Below are 18604 nucleotides of genomic sequence, written 5' to 3'. Positions count from 1 at the left end.
CGGGAGCGGCGGGGCACGGCGCTCGGGCGGTCCCGAACGACTCCGTGCCCCGGGCGGGCCGGGTGAGCCGGCGCGGCAGCGGGAAGGGCACGTCGCTTCCCGGACACGGAGAAGGGCGGGGCCGTCGTACGGCCGCCGCCCCCCGGAATGCGGGACCGGGCCGCCGCCTGCGCGGGGCCCCGTGTCCCGGCCGGTCAGCGCAAGGGCTGCGCCTGCTGCGGTGTGATGCCCAGGACGGCCGCGTACTGCGAGAGCACCAGCCTGCCGATCGCCGGATAGGCGCCCAGGGACTCGCCCGAGGAGCAGCCGGCCTCGGTGGCGGCCGCCTCCAGCAGCCCTTCGGGGAGCTCGGGCCCGATCAGATACGGCGCGAGCGCGAGCTGCGCCGAACCGGAGCCCCGCAGTTCCTCGGCGGCCTTCGCGATGGAACCCTCGACGTCCAGCGCGGCGGCGAGCACCGGCACCGCGAGCCGGGCGGCGAGGAGCATGCCGGTGATGCCGGCGGCCTGGACGGCGTCCTCACCGCCGACGGTGGCGAGGATGATGCCGTCGGCGGCCGTGGCGACGGTGAACAGGCGCGCCCGGTCGGCGCGGGCGAGCCCGGCCTCCGACAGGCGCACGTGCAGGGCCTCCGCCAGGAGCGGGTGCGGGCCGAGGGCCTCGGTCAGCTCGGCGGACGTGCGGCTGTCCATGACGGCCTGCCGGATGCGGCGGACCAGCGCGCTGTCCGGGCCCGCGAGCAGGGGCACCACGACGGCGTCGGGGGCGTCCTCACCGATGACCGGGGTCCGTCCGCCCTCTTCCCCGGCGCCTTCGGCCGCCGCGGTGGCGCGGGCCAGCCGGGCGGTGCGGTCGGCCGCGGCCCGGGAGAGCACGGCCGACAGCGCGGGGAACTCGTCGTCGCCGCCGTCGATGTATCCGATGTGGGCGTGCAGGCCCGGCAGTTCGGACCGGGCGATGCTGACGACCTCTTCCGCGAGACTGCGGGAGGCCGCGTCGGGCGTGCCGGGCACCGCCAGCACCAGCGCGGGGGCACCCTCGGGCGCCGCCAGCGGCTCCGGTTTCCGGTGCCGACCGGGCTGGCGGGGACGCGGCATTCGTACGGGCAGGCCGGGTGCGGGCCCTGTGGGGGTGCTCATGGCGCCGCATGTTAACCCTTTGGAGGGCTTTGGTGTTCGGGGAGGGTGCGGCCGCGTACTCTTCGTCCGTTTTCGTCCGCCGGTTTGTGTTGTTACCCGGAGTAAGTCAGCCGGGTGCGGGCGGCCGCGGCCAGAGGCCGAGCATGCTTCCGTCGACGGGGAGCCGCAGGGTGCCGCCGGCGAGCGCACCGGCAATCCGCAGAGCACCGTCGAGCGGGCCGCCCCCGGCCTCCACCGGGCACGCCCACGGCGCGAGCCGGGACAACTCCTCCCGGACCGGCACGAGCAGCGGCGGCCCGATCCCGAAGAGGCCGCCGGTGAACGCCACCGGGCAGCCGGTCGCGGGCGGGCAGACGGCGGCCGCGGTCTCCGCGATCCCGCGGGCCGCGTCCCGAAGGATTCCGGCCGCCACCGGGTCCGTCCCGGCGCAGGCGGCGACCTCGGGCGCGAACGAGGCCAGGACGGCCGCGCGGTCCGTCCGCGGATAGAGCAGGGCGGGGAGGCCGGCGGCCGGGCCGAAGACCGCCTCCAGCCGGTCCAGCAGCGCCGCCGAGCCGCCCCGGCGCCCGTCGTGCGCCCGCAGGGCCGCCTCCAGGCCGGCACGGCCGATCCAGGCGCCCCCGCCGCAGTCGCCCAGCAGATGGCCCCAGCCGTCGGCCCGCCGCCAACGGCCGCCCGCCGCGGAGGAGCAGGGGGCTCTGCCGGAGGCCGGAGCGGCCTCGGGAGAGGCACGGCCGCCGGGAGGGGTGTCCGTGCGGCCGGGGGGACGGGAAGCGGGACGCCCGCCGGGCACGCCGGAGACCCGGGAACCACGGACCGGGCCGGAGCCGGCCGGGCCGCCGGACTCGAGGGGCGCACGGGAACCGGGGGAAGCGCCCGGCTCCAGAGGCGTACGGGAGTTCGGGGCGGGCCCGGGGCCGTGGTGCGCCGCCGGAGGGAGAGAGAGGCCACCGTCGCCCGGGGGCGCGTCCAGGTCCGCGCCGAGGGCGATCACGCCGGTGCCCGCCGCGACGACCGCGCCCGTCCGCTGGCCGAGGGCGCCCGCGTAGGCCGTGACGGCGTCGGCCGCCAGCGCCAGCCGGCGGACGCCCAGTTCGGCGGCGAGGGCCTGCGGCAGCCGGGCCCGCAGATCGTCGCCGAGCGTGGCCATGCCGGCCGCGCCCACCGCCACCGCTGCCACGGACCCTCGGGCCTCCGGCCGCCGCCCGGCCCTCCCGTCGCCGGCGCGGGCCAGCAGCTCCCGTGCGGCGGGCAGCAGGCGGGCGAGCAGGTGCCCGGCGTCGATGCCCCGGGGGCCGGTCCGGACGGGTTCGGCCCGGATCGCCTCCCCGACCTGCCCGCCGTCCTCCGCGCGGGCGATGGCCACGCGCAGTCCGGAGCCGCCGGAGTCGACCCCGATCACCCAGCGGGCCGCACCGCCGGTGCCTTCCGGCTCACCGGACGGCGGGGGCTGGACCCCGCGGCCGGGGACGCCGGGGGCCGCGTCGGCCCCCCGGGCTTCACTCACGCTCCGCTCCCTTCTCCGCGGCCCGTGACCGCGGCGGCACCGGAGGGCACGCCGGCGAGCGCCGTGAACCGCCGGCTCGGGGCACGCGCGGGACACGGGGGAAGAGCGGAGCCGGACTCCGTACGCGGCGCGGCAGGAGGCGGCTCCACGGCCGCGGAAGGCAGGCCGCCCGCCCTCGGCGCACCACACCCGGAACCGCACGGCCCGCCGGAGGACCGGAGGGCCGCACCGGCCACGCCGGGCGGGCGGCGCCGGCGGTGGCCGCCATGGCGCCGTGCGCGGCAGCGGACCCCCGCCCCCGCGCCGCACGTCAGGGCAGACGCCAGTCGACCGGTTGGCCGCCCTGTTGTACGAGGAGGTCGTTGGCGCGGCTGAACGGGCGGGAGCCGAAGAAGCCGCGGTCGGCGGACATGGGGGAGGGGTGCGCGGATTCCACCGCCGGGAGCGGGCCGAGCAGCGGGCGCACGGTGCGCGCGTCCCGTCCCCACAGAATCGCCACCAGCGGGCGGCCCCGCTCCGCGAGGGCCCGGATGGCCTGTTCGGTGACGGCCTCCCAGCCCTTGCCGCGGTGCGCCGCGGGTCTGCGCGGCGCGGTGGTCAGCGCCCGGTTGAGCAGGAGCACGCCCTGCCGGGTCCAGGGGGTCAGATCGCCGCTGGAGGGCCGCTCCACTCCGAGGTCGCTCCGCAGCTCCCGGAAGATGTTCTCCAGGCTGCCGGGGAGCGGACGGACCTCGGGCGCCACGGAGAAGCTCAGCCCCACCGCGTGCCCGGGTGTGGGATAGGGGTCCTGGCCGACAATCAGGACCCGTACCTCGTCGAAGGGTTGCTGGAAGGCGCGCAGCACATTCGGCCCGGCGGGCAGGTAGGTGCGCCCGGCGGCGATCTCCGCGCGGAGGAAGTCCCCCATCGCGGCGATCTGCCCGGCGACCGGGTCGAGGGCCTTCGCCCAGCCCGGTTCGACGATCTCGTTCAATGGTCGTGCAGCCACGGGCGGTCACTCTACTGGCTCCCCACACAGGCTCGTTGCCGCTCCCGGCAATCCGGCTCAGCCGATCACCGCGGCCCGGACACAGAGCACATCCGGGAGATGGGAGGCGAGTTGACGCCAGCTCTCGCCCTCGTCGGCGCTCGCGTACAGCTCGCCGTTGCGGTTGCCGAAGTAGATCCCGGCCGGGTCGGCGCCGTCGGACCACATCGCGTCCCGCAGGACCGGGCCGTAGTGCGCGGCCTCGGGCAGGCCCGTGGAGAGCGGCTGCCAGCTCTTGCCCGCGTCCTCCGTGCGGAAGACCCGGCAGCGGCGCTCCGCCGGCACCCGGTCCGCGTCGGCGTTGAGCGGGAAGACGTAGGCGACGTCGCCGCGGCTGGGGTGCGCGACGACGGGGAAACCGAAGTCCGAGGGCAGGGAGTCGCCGATGGAGGTCCACCGGGCCCCGGCGTCGTCGCTGCGGTAGACGCCCCAGTGGTTCTGCAGATAGAGCCGGTCCGGGTCGGCGGCATCGCGGGCGATCTTGTGGACGCACTGCCCGAACTCGGGGTGAGGGTCGGGCATGAAGACGGCCGAGATCCCGGTGTTGGACGGATCCCAGCTCGCACCGCCGTCCAGCGAACGGAACACGCCCGCGGCGGACACCGCGACCGTCACCGCGCGAGGGTCGCGCGGGTCGGTGAGGACCGTGTGCACGGCCTCCCCGCCGCCGCCCGGCGCCCACCGGTCGCGGGTGGGGTGCTCCCACAGGGGGCGGACCAGCTCGAAGGTCTCGCCGCCGTCCTCCGAGCGGAAGAGCGCGGCCGGCTCGGTGCCGGCGTAGACCACGCCGGGCTCGGCCGGACCGGCCGGCTGCAACTGCCAGACCCGCTCCAGGGAGGCACCGGTGTCCTCCGGGAAGCGGACGGCCGGGCGCTTGGGCTCCTGCCAGGTGGCGCCGAGGTCGTCGGAGCGGAAGACGGACGGGCCCCAGTGCGAACTGTCGCCGCCGACCAGCAGCCGGGGGGTACCGCCGGGCCGCTGGTCGATGCCGATGGAGTAGACCGCCTGGGCGTTGAAGTGCGGGCCGTCGAACTCCCACTCCCCGGCCTTCCCGCCGGCGGAGCTCCGCCGGCGGGCGAGGAAAAGTCCTTTGCGGGTCCCCACGGCGAGCAGGACGTCGGTCATCTCGGCACCTCCGGAACGCGGTCGTGTTGCGTGGGTCACAGTCTGCACCGGCCCACTGACAACGGCGCTCCGCCACGGCGCCGTACCAGGTCAGCCCGCCCGCAGATACGGAACGGGGACGGGCGCGGCGGCCCCCAGTTCCCGTGCCGCGCGCCGGGCGAAGTAGGGGTCGCGGAGCGGTTCCCGGCCCAGCAGCACCGCGTCGGCCCGGCCGGCGGTGAGGATCTCCTCCGCCTGGCGCGCCCCGGTGATCTCGCCGACCGCCGCGACCGGCATCCCCGTCCGGGTCCGCACCCGCTCGGCGAAGGGCACCTGGTAGCCGGGCCCGGTGGGGATGCGCACCCGCGGGGCGTTGCCGCCGCTGGAGACGTCCAGGAGGTCCACCCCGTGCGCCCGGAGGTCCGCGGCCAGCCGCACGGTGTCGTCCACCGTCCAGCCCGCGCGCTCGTCCGCCCCGTTCTCCGCGAGCCAGTCCGTCGCCGAGACCCGGAAGAGGACGGGCAGGCCGTCGGGCCACACCTCGCGCACCGCGTCCACCACTCGCAGGGCGAGCCGGACGCGGTTCTCGTAGGAGCCGCCGTAGGCGTCGGTGCGCCGGTTGCTGTGCGGGGACAGGAACTCGCCGATGAGGTAGCCGTGCGCCCCGTGCACCTCGGCCACCCGGAAGCCGGCGGCCAGGGCCCGCCGGGCGGCCTCGGCGAACTGCCGCACCACCTCGTCGATCTGCCCGGCCGACAGCTCCGCCGGCACCGGATGTCCCTCGTCGAACGGCAGCGGGCTCGGGCCGAGCGGCCGCCAGCCGCCCTCCGCGGCGGACAGCGGGGCGCCGCCCTGCCACGGAAGGGCGGTGGACGCCTTGCGCCCGGCGTGGGCGAGCTGGATGCCGGGGACGGTGCCCTGGTCCTCGAGAAGACGCGTGATGCGGCGGAATGCCTCGGCCTGGCGGTCGTTCCACAGTCCCAGGTCCCCGGGGCTGATCCGGCCCTCCGGGCTGACGGCCGTGGCCTCGACGAGGATGAGGCCGGTGCCGCCCACGGCGCGCGAGGCGTAGTGCGTGGCGTGCCAGTCGCCCGGCACTCCCGCGCCGGGTCCGGTGTGCGCCGCGGAGTACTGGCACATCGGGGCCATCCACACGCGGTTGGGGACGGTCAGCGAACGCAGGGTGAACGGGGTGAACAAACGGCTCACGGCAGCCTCCGGGCGGAGTCGGCGGTCGGGACGGTTCGTACGATAGGCATCGTAGTACGGTGGATGTCAAACTACGAGAGTCTTCGTACAATGGGGAGCCCGTCGTTCCGAGGAGCCGCCGTGACCACCCCCGCACCGAGCCGCACCCTGGACCATCCGCCACGGAACGCGATCCGGCTCGAAGGCGTGCTGCACGCGCTCTCCGACCCCATGCGGCTGCGCATCGTCCGGAGTCTCGCCACCGCCGAGGAGGAGCTGTCCTGCTCGCTCTTCGACCTCCCCGTCAGCAAGTCCACGACCACGCACCACTTCAGGGTGTTGCGCGAGAGCGGCGTGATCAGCCAGTGCTACCGGGGGACGGCCAAGATGAACGGCCTCCGCCGCGACGATCTCGACGCACTCTTCCCGGGCCTGCTCGACAGCCTGCTCCGGGCTGCCGCACTCCAGGCGGGCCGGCTCCACGAGGACGACGGGCGCGGCGAGGACTGAGGCTGCGCGGTCCGGCGCGGCGCAGACGGACGCGGCGGGGACGGACACGGCGGGGACGGACGGGAGCGGCGGCTCCCGCTCTCCGTCACCGCCCGCCGGGAAAGCAGGCCCGCCGGGGCGTCACAGCTCCCGCATCCGCCCGATCTCCGCGGTCTGCTGGACGCTCATCCCGGTGGCCATCTCCTCCACCAGCACGTCGTTCCCCTCCTTGAGCACCTCGGTGGCCATGGTCACCGCGCCCTGGTGGTGAGTGATCATCAGCTTGACGAAGAGCTCGTCGAAGGCGTCCCCGCGGGCGGCCGAGAGCCGGTCGAGCTCCGCCTGCGTGGCCATGCCGGGCATCGCGCCGTGGTCGTGCCCGTGCGCCTCCTTCTCCTCGCGCGGCTCGCCCCGCTGGTCGAGCCAGCCCTCCAGCGCCCCGATCTCGGGGCCCTGCGCCGCCGCGATCCGCCGCGCGATCCCCTTGACACCCTTCGAGTCCGCGTGCTTCTCCGCGAGCGCGGCCATGGTCAGGGCCTGCCGGTGGTGGACGATCATCATCCGCACGAAGCGCACGTCGGCGGCGTTGGGGACGGAGTCCTCGCGGCCGGCCTTCCTGGCCTCGTCCGCCGAGAGGGTCTCGGCCGCCTCGCCCGGTCTGCCCGGCGCGACCACGGAGGGCCCGCCGTCCGCCTTCGCCGGGGCGGAACCGTCCGCCTCGCAGGCCGGGAGGGCCAGTACCGCGGCCGCCGCGGTGGACGCGAGGAGCAGCGAACGGGCACGGCCCGTCATCCGGCGGTGGAACACGGGACCTCCAGGGTCGGGTCGGAGCGGACACCGGCTACGAACACATCTTCGTTAATCACTGTTGAGATGTACATGTGGGCGGCGATACTGCGGAGTTGACACACCGTTCGCCGTTGAACGGTAAACGAGGGAGGTCTCAGTGACGTCGTTGCACATACCCCGCGTGCGGCGCAGACGCCTGGGCGTGGCGGTGGCGGCCTTCGGGCTGATCGCCTCATTCCTGGCCGCAGGTCCCGCGGCCGCGACACCCGACCCCGGTGACGCGACCGACGGGAAGCGGATGTCGAAGGAGCTCGCGGCCGACACCCGCGCGGCCATGGAGAACGGCGACATCCCGGGTGTGGACGAGATCGTCCACAGCAAGAACATCAAACACCTCGCCAGTGTCGGCAAGGGCGCCCTCGGCAGCCTGAACACCGATCTGGCGTTCCAGGGCCGTTACGCCTTCGCCGGCAACTACGACGGCTTCACCATCTACGACATCGGCAACCCGCGGTCCCCGAAGACCGTGAGCCAAGTGCTCTGCCCCGGCGGCCAGAACGACATCTCCGTCTCCGGGAACCTGCTCTTCCTCTCCACCGACTCCTCGCGCAGCGACAACTCCTGCAACAGCACCTCCCAGCCCGCCAGTGAGAAGTCGTCCTGGGAGGGCATGAAGATCTTCGACATCAGCGACAAGCGGAACCCCCGCTACGTCGCCGCCGTCGAGACCGCCTGCGGCTCGCACACCCACACGCTGGTGCCGCAGAAGCGCAATGTGTACGTCTACGTCTCCTCGTACTTCCCGAGCGAGGACTTCCCCGACTGCCAACCGCCGCACGACGGCATCTCGGTGATCAAGGTCCCGCGGAAGGCACCGGAGCGCTCGGCGGTCATCGACTTCCCCGTCCTCTTCCCGGACGGCGGCAACTCCGGCTCCGAGGGCAGCAGTTACGAAACCACCGGCTGCCACGACATCACGGCCTTCCCGAAGAAGCGGCTGGCCGCCGGGGCCTGCATGGGCGACGGCATCCTGATGGACATCTCCGACCCGGCGCGCCCCAGGGTGATCGACCGGGTCCGGGACAACACCAACTTCGCGTTCTGGCACTCGGCGACCTTCAGTGAGGACGGCGACAAGGTCGTCTTCACCGACGAACTGGGCGGCGGCGGTGCCGCGACCTGCAACGCCGAGGTCGGACCCGAGCGCGGCGCCAACGGCATCTACGACCTGAAGCGCCGGGGCCACCACCGGGAACTGGTGTTCCGCAGCTACTTCAAGATCCCGCGCCACCAGGCGGACACCGAGAACTGCGTGGCCCACAACGGCTCGCTCATCCCGGTCAGGGGCCGCGACATCATGGTCCAGGCCTGGTACCAGGGCGGCGTCTCGGTCTGGGAGTTCACCGACTCCTCCCGGCCGAAGGAGATCGGCTACTTCGAGCGAGGCCCCATCTCCGCCGACACCCTGACCCTGGGCGGCTCCTGGTCCGCCTACTACTACAACGGCCACATCTACTCGAACGACATCGCCAAGGGCTTCGACGTCCTGCGCGTCGACGACCGCCGCACGGCCGGCGCCGCGCGGGTGCGTCTGCACGAGCTCAACGTGCAGACGCAGCCCGACTACCGCTGAACCACGGCACGCGGAAGCGTCCCGCCGGGCGGCTCCTCGCCCGGCGGGACACCGAGTTCCCACTCCAGCCCGAAGCGCTGGAACAGCTCCGATCGCAGCAGCGCCGGGGGCAGCGGCGCCCCCGGCAGCAGGACCGCCACCACCGCGCCCATGAGCAGGGCGCGCAGCAGCGGATAGTCCGAGTCCGGGTGCCTGGAGCCGTAGCGGACGACGGTGTCGCGGAGCAGCACGGCCAGCCGCTGCTGCTCCGGGCACTGCACGAAACCCTCGGCGGTGAGGATGCCCGCCATGTGGGTGCGCATCAGCGTGGGGTGGTCGCGGGCGATGCCGAGGATGGCGTCGATGGCCCGGGCGAGCAGTTCCTCGCCGTCCTCGGTGCGCGGCTCCCGCCGCAGCGCGGCCTCCAGTGTCAGGTGCATCAGCCGGTGCACGGCGGACTGGAGCAACTGCCGCTTGCCCGGGAAGTAGTACGAGACGAGTCCGCGGGCCGCGCCCGCCCGGTCGGCGATGTCGGCCAAGGTCGTCGCCTCGTACCCGCGCTCGCCGACCAGTTCGACCGTCGCCTGGAGCAGCCGTTCGCGGGAGCGACGGCGCAACTCTTCATTGACCGATGCGCTTCGCGGGGACATGCTGTAACTCCTGCGTTGACTGGCTCCGGGCCAATATACTCAGTGAGGTGCCGCCTCTGGCCTGTTCAGAGGTGTTTCCGAGACCGCCGCCGTTTTCGGGCGACGCGGGGGATCGCCCGAAAACGGCGGTTTCGGAAGGATTCCGGGCCGGCTCAGCCGAGCCGGCCGAGCACGGGGCGCAGCCCGTCGGGACGTTCGGCCACCGGCAGCCGCTCCACCAGTTCCAGGGCGCAGCCCGCCGCCGTCGCGCCGCCGTCCGCCCGCACGTCGTCGCCCACCATCAGCGTCTCCCGGGGCGTCACGTCCAGCGCCTCGCAGGCGGCCCGGAAGAGCCGCTCGTCGGGTTTGGCCACGCCGTGCTCGTACGACAGCACGTAGGCGTCCACGAAGCCGTCCAGACCGTGCTCCCGGAAGACCGGGCGCAGATCCCAGCCGATGTTCGACACGACGGCGATCCGCTTGCCCCGCTCGCGCAGCGCCCCGAGCACCTCGGAGGCGTCCGGATAGGGGGTCCAGGCGCCCGGTTCCATGTGCCGGTCGTAGAGGGCCTCGTACGCCTCCGGCCAGGGCAGCGCCGCCTCCCGCGCCAGCCCGGTGAAGAGTTCCCGGTGGTGCTCGGCGGCGCAGTCGCGCACCTCCCAGAGCGGGGCCAGACGCTCGGGCACGCCGTGCGGGGACGATCCCCCGGGCAGCGCGCCCGCCCTGGCCAGCCGTTCCGCCCAGTGCGCCAGCTCCGCCTCCGGCACCGCGACCCCGAGCCGGTCCAGGGTGACGCGCAGCCAGCGCTCCACGGTCTCGATGCGGAAGAGGGTGCCGGAGAAGTCGAAGAGCACGCCGGTGATCGCCATGCGGTGATCATTCCCCGGCCGTCCCCGGCGGTTCAAGGGTTTCCGTACGTTGCGCCCCGTACCGGTGGTGGACGGCGACGGCCGCGGAGGCCGCGGCCGCTCCCAGCAGCCAGCCGCCCACCACGTCGGAGGGCCAGTGGACCCCCAGGTAGACGCGGGTGAAACCGACCCCGGCGACGGACACGGCGGCCGCGGCCGCCGCGGCCCGCATCAGCGCTCCCCGCACACCCGCGCGATGGGCGAGCCACAGCAGCAGGATGCAGACGAACGCGGCCGTCATCGCGTGTCCCGACGGGAACGCCGCGTAGTGCGCCGAGTCCACCGGCTCCCTCCACCGCGGGCGCGGACGGTCGACGAGGAACTTCAGGCCCTGCTGGAGGACCGAGCCGATCAGCAGGGTCACGACCAGCCACAGCGCGGTCGTCCGTCCGCCGCCCCGGCGGGACAGCAGCAGAGCCAGGACGGCCGGCAGCAGCGCGAGCCGCATGGTCCAGGGATCCCACACCCAGTCGGTGAGCACCCGGTTGGCCTGGGTGAAGCCGGGGTTCTCCCGGGCGGACTCGTGCAGCCCGGTGGCGACGGTCCGGTCGAGCGCGAGCAGCGGGCCCCACTCCACGGCGACCAGCGCCAGCAGGACGGCGGCCGGGAGGGCGCACAGGGCCGCGGCCCAGAGATGGCCGGTCGCGCGGTGGGGGCGGCGGCCGGTGGGGGCGGGGACGGTGGGGGAGGACGTCCGCATGACATGCATCCTGGCCGCGATCGGCCCCCGGAAACTACTTCAGCGCGCTGAGTCCCGGTACAAAAGCGAGCAACAGCGGCACCACGGGGACCAGCGCGGCGGCGGCCGTCAGCCGCAGCCGGCGGGCGGGGCTCAGCCGCGGACGGGCCGACAGCAGCCGGTTCACCCGGTCGGGTACCTGCGCCAGCGGCGTGGGGACGGGGCCGAACACGCCGCGTTCCTCGTTGAGTTCGACCAGGGCCAGGGCGGTCGTCAGCCGCCCGTGGCGGCGTGAGGCGACGTCATCGGCCGCCAGTTCGACCAGGCGGTGCACCTCGTCCCGGAAGGAGGCGAAGACCGGAACCCGCGGAAAGCCCGTCGCCAGCGCGCCGGAGCAGTACAGCAGCCAGTCGTGGTGCGCCCGCGCGTGACCCTGCTCATGGGCCAGGACGGCGTCCAGCCGGCGGCGGCCCAGCCGGCGCAGCGCGGCCGTGGTGATGACGAGCCGCGGCGTGGTGCCCGGCAGCCACCACGCCTCCGGGCGTTCGCCTTCGAGGACGACGAGACGGTCCTCCGGCTCCGGCGCTCCCGGGGACGCCTCGTCCAGAGAGGGCTCACCGGGCAGCCGGGGGGAGCGCGCGAGCAGCTCCGCACGCCGGCGCCTGCGCTCCGCGCGGGCCCTGCGCACCTCGCGGGCGAGCATCGCGGCGCTCCACAGCCCCCCGCCGGCCAGCGCGACGGCCACCGCACCGGACCAGGGGCCGTACGCGCCGAAGGCGTAGGCCTCGACCACGCCGTGCGGCGCGGGCGCGAAGACATGACCGCGCACGAGCTCCCAGGCGGCGGAGCCGGTCAGCGCCATCGCGAGCACGGCGCACAGCAGCACGGCGGCCACGACGCACTGCCACACCCACAGGGCGACCACCGGTTCCCGGTCCGGCCACTCGGCACGCCGCAGCAGACGGGGGGCCAGGGCCGCGGTGAGCCCGCCGAGGACGATCAGCGCGAGCGGGAGCATCATGGCCGCCAGCCTACGAGCGCGGAGCGCCCGGCCGGTACGGAGCCGGCCGCGGAGTGACGCACGCCACCGGCGCGATCCGGGGGCGGGCCGGGCGAAAGGGGCGCCGGAGGCCGCTCTCCTCAGAGCGTCATCAGCATGGCGGCCATGGCCATCGCCATCACCAGCCGGAAGACGGTCAGCAGGTCCCCGGACCCGGACTCGGACCCGCCGCTCGCCGGCGAGCCGCCGGCCGCTCCCCGTACGACGGACAACGGGGCCTCAGGACCGCCGGCGGCGGCCGCCCCGGGGGCGCCGGCCGCGGCCGCGCCCCGGACCACGGCCGGCAGCGGCGCCAGCCGCAGCCCGGTCCACAGCGCGTACAGGGCGAAGTACCCCAGGAGTGCCCCGGTGAGCAGCGGCAGTCCGCCGGTCTGCGAGGCGGCGGCCCCGTGCCCGGCGTGCCCCGCCGCGTGCGGGGCGGCGGACATGGCGAGCCCCATGTGGACCATCGCGGCGGAGCTCACCGCGTGGTGGCCGTGGTGCAGGCCCGCGCCCCCTCTCCACGGGGAGGCCGCGGCCAGGGCGAGCGACACCGCGCAGGAGAGCCCGAACACCCCGGCGAACGCCGCCGGCAGCCAGTCCTGACCGCTCACCGCCGCGACGGGCACGGCCATCGCCGCCATACCGAGCCCCATCAGGGCCTCGCCCCCCGCCTCCCCGCGCCGCGCGGACGGGCCCGCGCGCATCCGCAGCAGGCAGTGGACGGCGCTCGCCCCGCAGAGAGCGGTCAGCAGCCAGCCGATCAGCGGCGGTCCGTGCACGGCTCACCTCCCCGGTGCCGGTACGCCGGGAAGCTGCCCGGTGGAGCCGCCCCGCACGGGAGCGCACGAAGGCAGCGACGGGCGCACCGGGGGCATACGGCGTCCGGGAGCGGCGGGGGGCGGAACGCGCGCAGGGAGAGGGGGCGCGCACGGCGGGAAGCGGCCCGGCCCCGTGCGCCGGCCCCGCCCGCCGTCCCCGCGTCAGATCCCCGGCCGGTACCGCATCGGGTGGTCGGCGGGGATCTCGACCACGCAGATCCGCAGCCCGTCGGGGTCGGCGATCCACATCTCGATCAGCCCCCAGGGTTCCTTCAGCGGTGGCCGCAGGATCTCCACACCCCGGGCGGACAGCTCCTCGTGGGCCGCGGCCGCGTCCTCGACCTGCAGCCACAGCCGCGGTCCGGGCGCGGGAGAGGTCTCGGAGCGCCCGGAGACCTCCAGGAAGCCGCCGCCGAGGAAGTAGACCGTGCCGCGCTCGGGCCCCGTCCCGAACTCCCGGTGGACGGCGAGCCCGAGGGCGTCCCCGTAGAAGGCCCTCGACCGGTCGGGATCGGTGGGCCGCAGCAGAATCCGGCTGCTCAGTACATGCACCATGCCGGTGACCCTACGCACCGCCACCGCCGGCCGCCCGGACCGCTCCCGGGGGTTCCGGCGCTCTTGCTAGCCTCGTCGGAGCCTGCGGGCCCGCACGAGAGAGAGCGCACGCCATGGACCAGCTCACCGGAACCACCGCTTCCCAGCCCGCCGCCGGACTCGAGTTCCGCACGGCGGCCGAGGCCGACGTGCCCGCGCTGGTCGGGCTGGTCGAGTCCGCCTACCGCGGCGAGTCGAGCCGCGCCGGCTGGACCACCGAGGCCGATCTGCTGGAGGGGCAGCGCACCGACCCCGAAGGGGTCGCCGAGGTCGTGACGGGCGCGGACAGCCGGATGCTCGTCGCTGAGCGGGACGGCGCCCTCGTCGCCTGCTGCCAGCTGGAGCGCCGCGGTGATCTGGCCTACTTCGGCATGTTCGCCGTCCGCCCCGCCCTCCAGGGGGAGGGGCTGGGCCGGGTGGTGCTCGCCGAGGCCGAGCGGACCGCTCGGGAGGAGTGGGGCGCGCGGGAGATGCAGATGACGGTGCTCACCGCCCGGGAGGACCTCATCGCCTGGTACGTGCGGCGCGGATACCGCCGTACCGGCCGCACCAGCCCCTTCCCGTACGGGGACGAGCGCTTCGGCATTCCGCAGCGCGGCGATCTCCGCTTCGAACTGCTGGTGAAGCCCCTCGGCTGAGGGCGCCGCGCCCGCGCTGCGCCCGGGCGCGGCGCCCCCGCTCAGGCGGTGAAGCGGCAGGTGCGCTTGATCTCCGGGAAGTCGGTGGTGCCGCCGTCGAGGCCGAACGCCCGGGCGAGCCGCAGATGGTCCTGGGTGTTGACGGTCCAGCCGATGAGCCGCAGGTCGGCCTCCCGGGCCTTCTCGACGATCTCCAGGGTCAGCCGGCGGATGTTGAGCACGAGCGTCGTCGCGCCGGCGGCCACCGCCCGGCCGACGACCTCGGTGCCGTAGCGGCTGGCGACGAGGGCGGTGCGGACGCCGGGCACCAGCCGGGTGATCTCCAGCAGCGCCTCGTCGTGGAAGGAGAGCACCTCCACCCGGCCGGTGAGGTCGCGGCGGTTCATCACCTCGGCGAGGGCACGGGCCGCCGCCACATCCTTGATCTCGGCCTGCAGGGGTGCCCGGACGGCGTCCAGGACCTCCTCGAAGACGGGGATGCGCTCGCCCTGGCCCGCGTCCAGCTCGCGCAGTTCGGCGAGGGTGAGGTCGCCGATGGGTCCCTTGCCGTCGGTCGTGCGGTCGACCTCGGCGTCGTGCATCACCACCAGGGCGCCGTCCTTGCTGAGATGCAGGTCCAGCTCGATGACGTCCATGCCCGCGCGGTCGGCCCGGACGAAGGAGCGCAGGGTGTTCTCCGGTTCGACGCCCATGACTCCGCGGTGTCCGATGGCGAGGAAGGTCACGAGTCCTCCAATCCGCGGGGACGGGGGTCGTCCCCGGAGAGGGACAGCCACCCACGGCTGCCCCCGTGAACCAGCACGCAGCCTAATGGCAGCGGGCCGGTTCGCACCGCTGTGCGTCGGAGGTCTCCCTGCCCGTCACCCGTGTGTGTCAGGGACGGTGCGCCGGGCTGACGTCCGGGCGGGTGACCCACGCCTCTCCAGCGGCAGGAGTGAGTGATGTGACCGTGGGTACTGTCCAACACGGGAAAACTTGCGGCCGTGCTCTATATTCGCCGAATGTCTTCCGGTAGCCCCGGTTGATCAGCAGATTCTTTAGTGGGTACCGTAGCGAAGCGAAATTTCTCTGGTTGAGGGGTAGCGATGACGGAAATTCTTGTGCGTGAAGAGCGGGAAGCCTCAGCTTCCACGGTTGAGCGGGTGATCGACCATCCGGCGTGGCCCGTGCTCCGGGCCGCCGTGGAGGAGATCCGTTCCCGGCAGTCGAAGGACGGCTCGATCGATTTCACGGACGGGAACGCCCCCGGCCGCTCCGCCGTCGAGGCGGCCGTCGGCCGGGTGGCCGGGGCCGTGGAGGAGCTGTCCCCGCTGCTGCCGCACGACGCCGAGTACCACCGGGCGCTCGTGACCGACCTGCGCCGCTGGGCGGACGGCGGCTTCGGCGTGCCGGACTTCCTGGACTCGCTGCTCGCCTTCCGCCCCGCGGAGGAGCGCGCGGACGGCCGGCAGCACCTGGCCGTCTTCCCCATGTACACGCAGAACGGCAACCCGGACCGCAACCTCGAAGCCGTCGTCTTCCGCGTGGTCTGGCCGGACTGGCTGGCCGCCCTGGAGCGCGAGCGCTTCGACAACCCGCTCTTCCTGGGCATCACCTTCGAGGGCTTCACCTCGGGTTACGACACCAACTCCGCCGTGCTCTTCCCCGAGACCGTCGCGGTCCGCGAGGTCCCCGACCGCTTCTCCTGGGGCGCGATCTTCTGCGACCGCGAGGCCGCCCGCTTCCGCGCCGTCACCGAGGCCGCGGTCGGCATCCTGGGCCTGGACGTCCCGGAGGACATCCGCGCCATGCTGACCGACCAGGACCGCTGCCAGCAGGCCTTCGTCCTCTGGGACATGGTCCACGACCGGGCGCACAGCCACGGCGACCTGCCGTTCGACCCGTTCATGATCAAGCAGCGGCAGCCGTTCTGGATGTACGGCCTGGAGGAGCTGCGCTGCGACCTCACCGCCTTCCGGGAGGCCGTGCGCCTCGCCGAGGAGGGGCTGCCGCAGGGCCGCGACGTGCAGTACGCCGTGATCTTCGACCGGATGTTCCGCTTCCCGGTCACCGGCGACCGCGTCAAGAACTACGACGGCCTCGGCGGCCAGCTGCTCTTCGCCTACCTCCACCGGCACGACGTCGTACGCTGGACGGACAACACCCTGCACATCGACTGGGACCGGGCCCCGCAGGTCACCCAGCAGCTCCTCGGCGAGATCGAGAAGCTCTACCGGGACGGCATCGACCGGCCCAAGCTCGTGCACTGGTTCGCGGCCTACGAGCTCGTCTCGGCCTATCTGGCCCCGCACCCCGGGTCCGTCTGGAACAAGGGCCCCGACGCCCTCGACCTGTCGCTGCCGCCGCGCAAGCTGGTGGACGAGGTGCTTCCGGACGAGTTCCCGCTCAGCATGTTCTACGAGGCGCTCGCGAAGAAGCTGCGTGGTGTGATCGCGTCCACGAAGGGCATCACCGCAGCGGGAACCCCGGGAACGGCGGCCGCGTGAGCGGTACGGACGAGGAGGCGACGACGATGAACGGCAGCGTGGAGGAGACCGCGGGCAACGGCCCGCTGGAGGGTGCCGTGGTGGCGGTGGCCGGCGCGGCCGGCCCCGCGGGCCGGGCGACCCTGCTGCGGCTGGCCGAGGCGGGGGCCACCGTCGTCGCCGCCGACGCGGACGTGGAGCGGCTCGCCGAGGCGGTGGACGCCGCCCGCTACGCGCACGGCGGGGCCGCGGTCACCGGCGAGACCGTGGACCTGCTGGACCTGGATGCGACCCGCGCCTGGGCCGACCGCACCGAGAAGGAGTTCGGCCGGATCGACGGCCTCGTCCACCTCGTCGGCGGCTGGCGCGGCAGCAAGACCTTCGCCGCCACTCCGCTCGCGGACTGGGACACCCTGCACAACCTGCTGATCCGCACGGTCCAGCACACCTCGCTCGCCTTCCACGACGCACTGCGCCGCAGCCACAAGGGCCGCTACGTGCTCGTCAGCGCGGCCGGCGCCAGCAAGCCGACGGCCGGCAACGCCGCCTACGCCGCGGCCAAGGCCGCCGCGGAGGCGTGGACCCTCGCCCTCGCCGACGCCCTCCGCAAGGAGGGGGACGGCGACGGGCTGCCCGCGGCCGCTGTCATCCTGGTGGTGAAGGCGCTGGTGCACGACGCGATGCGTGCCGAGCGCCCCCACGCGAAGTTCGCGGGCTTCACCGACGTCGGGGAACTGGCCGAGGCCATCGCCGGTGTCTGGGACGAGCCCGCCGAGGAAGTGAACGGAAAGCGCCTGTGGCTGACCCCGCAACCCTGACCGAGGCCGGTGACCCCGGCGCGCCCGGAACCGCCCGCCCCGACGCCGTACGCCGCCACGACCCCGCGGCGCGCGGCTTCGCCAGCGACAACTACGCCGGCGCGCACCCCGAGATCCTGGCGGCGCTGGCCCTCGCCAACGGCGGTCACCAGACCGCCTACGGCGAGGACGCCTACACGCGCCACCTCCAGGAGGTGTTCCGCTCCCATCTGGGGCCCCGGGCCGAGGTGTTCCCCGTCTTCAACGGCACCGGCGCCAACGTCGTCGCCCTCCAGGCGATGACGGAGCGCTGGGGCGCGGTGATCTGCGCGGAGAGCGCGCACATCAACGTGGACGAGGGCGGCGCCCCCGAGCGGGTCGGCGGGCTCAAACTGCTGGGCGTGCCCACCGAACACGGCAAGCTCACACCCGCGCTGATCGACCGCGAGGCGTACGGCTGGGACGACGAGCACCGGGCGCAGCCGCAGGTCGTCTCGATCACCCAGACGACCGAGCTCGGCTCCTGCTACACCCCGGAGGAGATCCGGGCCGTCTGCGAGCACGCCCACGAGCGCGGGATGACGGTCCACCTCGACGGCTCGCGGATCGCCAACGCCGCCGCCTCGCTGGGCGAGCCGCTGCGCGCGTTCACCACGGACGCGGGCGTGGACACGCTGTCCTTCGGAGGCACCAAGAACGGGCTGCTCTTCGGCGAGTGCGTGGTCGTGCTCAACCCGGACGCGGTGCGCGCCATGAAGCATCTGCGCAAGCTGTCGATGCAGCTCGCCTCCAAGATGCGCTTCGTCTCGGTGCAGTTCGAGGCGCTGCTCTCCGGCGACCTCTGGCAGCGGAGCGCCGCACACGCCAACGCGATGGCGCAGCGGCTGGCGGCGGGCGTCCGGGAGGTCCCCGGCGTGGAGATCGTCCACCCGGTGGAGGCCAACGCCGTCTTCGCCCGGCTGCCCCGCGACGCCGCCGAGCGGCTGCAGAAGCGGCACCGCTTCTACTTCTGGGACGAGGAGGCCGGGATCGTCCGCTGGATGTGCGCCTTCGACACCACCGCGGCGGATGTGGACGCGTTCACGGCCGCGCTGGCGGAGGAGATGCACCGGCGCTGACCGCCGGCACCCAGCACGTTGCATAGGTATGCGCCCGGCCGTAAATCCATTGACGCGCGGC

19 protein-coding genes are annotated in these 18604 nt (G+C 74.2%); 6 read left to right on the top strand and 13 right to left on the bottom strand.

Annotated elements, in window-relative coordinates:
- Positions 1-194 precede the first annotated feature (194 nt).
- The 5 genes from SXIN_RS02325 to SXIN_RS02305 all read right to left on the bottom strand — a co-directional run bounded on the left by SXIN_RS02325 (position 195) and on the right by SXIN_RS02305 (position 5986).
- Complete coding sequence (locus SXIN_RS02325; RefSeq protein WP_095756503.1) at positions 195-1139, bottom strand: sirohydrochlorin chelatase; 945 nt, start codon at positions 1137-1139, stop codon at positions 195-197.
- Positions 1140-1245: 106 nt separating this feature from the next.
- The gene (locus SXIN_RS02320) at positions 1246-2541 is read right to left on the bottom strand and encodes an N-acetylglucosamine kinase (RefSeq protein ID WP_095757883.1); all 1296 of its coding nucleotides are present in this window, start codon (positions 2539-2541) and stop codon (positions 1246-1248) included.
- Positions 2542-2956: 415 nt separating this feature from the next.
- Positions 2957-3634, bottom strand: coding sequence for a uracil-DNA glycosylase (locus SXIN_RS02315; RefSeq protein WP_039820807.1), 678 nt, complete (start codon positions 3632-3634; stop codon positions 2957-2959).
- A gap of 57 nt (positions 3635-3691) precedes the next feature.
- On the bottom strand, positions 3692-4798 hold the full coding sequence (locus tag SXIN_RS02310; protein ID WP_019708109.1) for a WD40/YVTN/BNR-like repeat-containing protein: 1107 nt from the start codon (positions 4796-4798) through the stop codon (positions 3692-3694).
- Positions 4799-4888: 90 nt separating this feature from the next.
- Positions 4889-5986 (bottom strand): NADH:flavin oxidoreductase/NADH oxidase, encoded by a 1098-nt coding sequence (locus SXIN_RS02305; protein WP_039820808.1) that lies wholly within the window; start codon positions 5984-5986, stop codon positions 4889-4891.
- 120 nt (positions 5987-6106) lie between these two features.
- Between SXIN_RS02305 and SXIN_RS02300 the strand changes: the two genes are divergently transcribed.
- Positions 6107-6475 carry an ArsR/SmtB family transcription factor gene (locus tag SXIN_RS02300; protein WP_019708111.1) on the top strand — a complete coding sequence of 123 codons (369 nt, stop codon included), beginning with the start codon at positions 6107-6109 and terminating at the stop codon, positions 6473-6475.
- A gap of 120 nt (positions 6476-6595) precedes the next feature.
- On the opposite strand, the gene SXIN_RS02295 is transcribed toward SXIN_RS02300, so the two are convergent.
- A complete protein-coding gene (locus SXIN_RS02295) occupies positions 6596-7246 on the bottom strand; it encodes a DUF305 domain-containing protein (protein ID WP_039820815.1) in 651 nt (216 codons plus the stop codon).
- 154 nt (positions 7247-7400) lie between these two features.
- On the opposite strand from SXIN_RS02295, the gene SXIN_RS02290 reads away from it, so the two are divergent.
- Positions 7401-8876 carry an LVIVD repeat-containing protein gene (locus tag SXIN_RS02290; RefSeq protein ID WP_039820809.1) on the top strand — a complete coding sequence of 492 codons (1476 nt, stop codon included), beginning with the start codon at positions 7401-7403 and terminating at the stop codon, positions 8874-8876.
- On the opposite strand, the gene SXIN_RS02285 is transcribed toward SXIN_RS02290, so the two are convergent.
- From SXIN_RS02285 to SXIN_RS02260, 6 genes are all read right to left on the bottom strand, one after another.
- On the bottom strand, positions 8867-9505 hold the full coding sequence (locus SXIN_RS02285; protein ID WP_039820810.1) for a TetR/AcrR family transcriptional regulator: 639 nt from the start codon (positions 9503-9505) through the stop codon (positions 8867-8869). The genes SXIN_RS02290 and SXIN_RS02285 overlap by 10 nt on opposite strands.
- A gap of 152 nt (positions 9506-9657) precedes the next feature.
- Positions 9658-10353, bottom strand: coding sequence for an HAD family hydrolase (locus SXIN_RS02280; RefSeq protein WP_019708115.1), 696 nt, complete (start codon positions 10351-10353; stop codon positions 9658-9660).
- Between the two features lie 7 nt (positions 10354-10360).
- Positions 10361-11092 carry a phosphatase PAP2 family protein gene (locus SXIN_RS02275; protein ID WP_019708116.1) on the bottom strand — a complete coding sequence of 244 codons (732 nt, stop codon included), beginning with the start codon at positions 11090-11092 and terminating at the stop codon, positions 10361-10363.
- A gap of 34 nt (positions 11093-11126) precedes the next feature.
- A complete protein-coding gene (locus SXIN_RS02270) occupies positions 11127-12092 on the bottom strand; it encodes a M56 family metallopeptidase (RefSeq protein ID WP_039820818.1) in 966 nt (321 codons plus the stop codon).
- 119 nt (positions 12093-12211) lie between these two features.
- Positions 12212-12892 (bottom strand): DUF5134 domain-containing protein, encoded by a 681-nt coding sequence (locus SXIN_RS02265; RefSeq protein WP_095756502.1) that lies wholly within the window; start codon positions 12890-12892, stop codon positions 12212-12214.
- 201 nt (positions 12893-13093) lie between these two features.
- Entirely contained in the window at positions 13094-13486 is a 393-nt protein-coding gene (locus SXIN_RS02260; RefSeq protein ID WP_039820820.1) for a VOC family protein, read from the bottom strand.
- A gap of 113 nt (positions 13487-13599) precedes the next feature.
- Between SXIN_RS02260 and SXIN_RS02255 the strand changes: the two genes are divergently transcribed.
- On the top strand, positions 13600-14163 hold the full coding sequence (locus tag SXIN_RS02255) for a GNAT family N-acetyltransferase (protein ID WP_019708119.1): 564 nt from the start codon (positions 13600-13602) through the stop codon (positions 14161-14163).
- 41 nt (positions 14164-14204) lie between these two features.
- Here the strand turns inward: SXIN_RS02255 and SXIN_RS02250 are convergent, their stop codons facing one another.
- Positions 14205-14888 (bottom strand): glycerophosphodiester phosphodiesterase, encoded by a 684-nt coding sequence (locus tag SXIN_RS02250; protein ID WP_019708120.1) that lies wholly within the window; start codon positions 14886-14888, stop codon positions 14205-14207.
- A gap of 360 nt (positions 14889-15248) precedes the next feature.
- Between SXIN_RS02250 and SXIN_RS02245 the strand changes: the two genes are divergently transcribed.
- Genes SXIN_RS02245 through SXIN_RS02235 form a run of 3 tightly spaced genes read left to right on the top strand, consistent with a single transcriptional unit; the run spans position 15249 to position 18543 of the window.
- Positions 15249-16649: a DUF6421 family protein gene (locus SXIN_RS02245; RefSeq protein ID WP_039820811.1), complete on the top strand. Its 1401-nt coding sequence runs from the start codon at positions 15249-15251 to the stop codon at positions 16647-16649.
- A 26-nt stretch (positions 16650-16675) separates the two neighbouring features.
- Positions 16676-17446 carry an SDR family NAD(P)-dependent oxidoreductase gene (locus tag SXIN_RS02240; RefSeq protein ID WP_095756501.1) on the top strand — a complete coding sequence of 257 codons (771 nt, stop codon included), beginning with the start codon at positions 16676-16678 and terminating at the stop codon, positions 17444-17446.
- Positions 17443-18543 carry a threonine aldolase family protein gene (locus SXIN_RS02235; protein WP_039820824.1) on the top strand — a complete coding sequence of 367 codons (1101 nt, stop codon included), beginning with the start codon at positions 17443-17445 and terminating at the stop codon, positions 18541-18543. The genes SXIN_RS02240 and SXIN_RS02235 overlap by 4 nt, the downstream gene beginning before the upstream one ends.
- Positions 18544-18604: the final 61 nt, after the last annotated feature.

The sequence above is a fragment of the Streptomyces xinghaiensis S187 genome (assembly GCF_000220705.2).
Lineage (GTDB): Bacteria > Actinomycetota > Actinomycetes > Streptomycetales > Streptomycetaceae > Streptomyces > Streptomyces xinghaiensis.
Note: the sequence above shows the minus strand (reverse complement) of the source record. Positions and strands in the feature narration are given on the sequence as shown.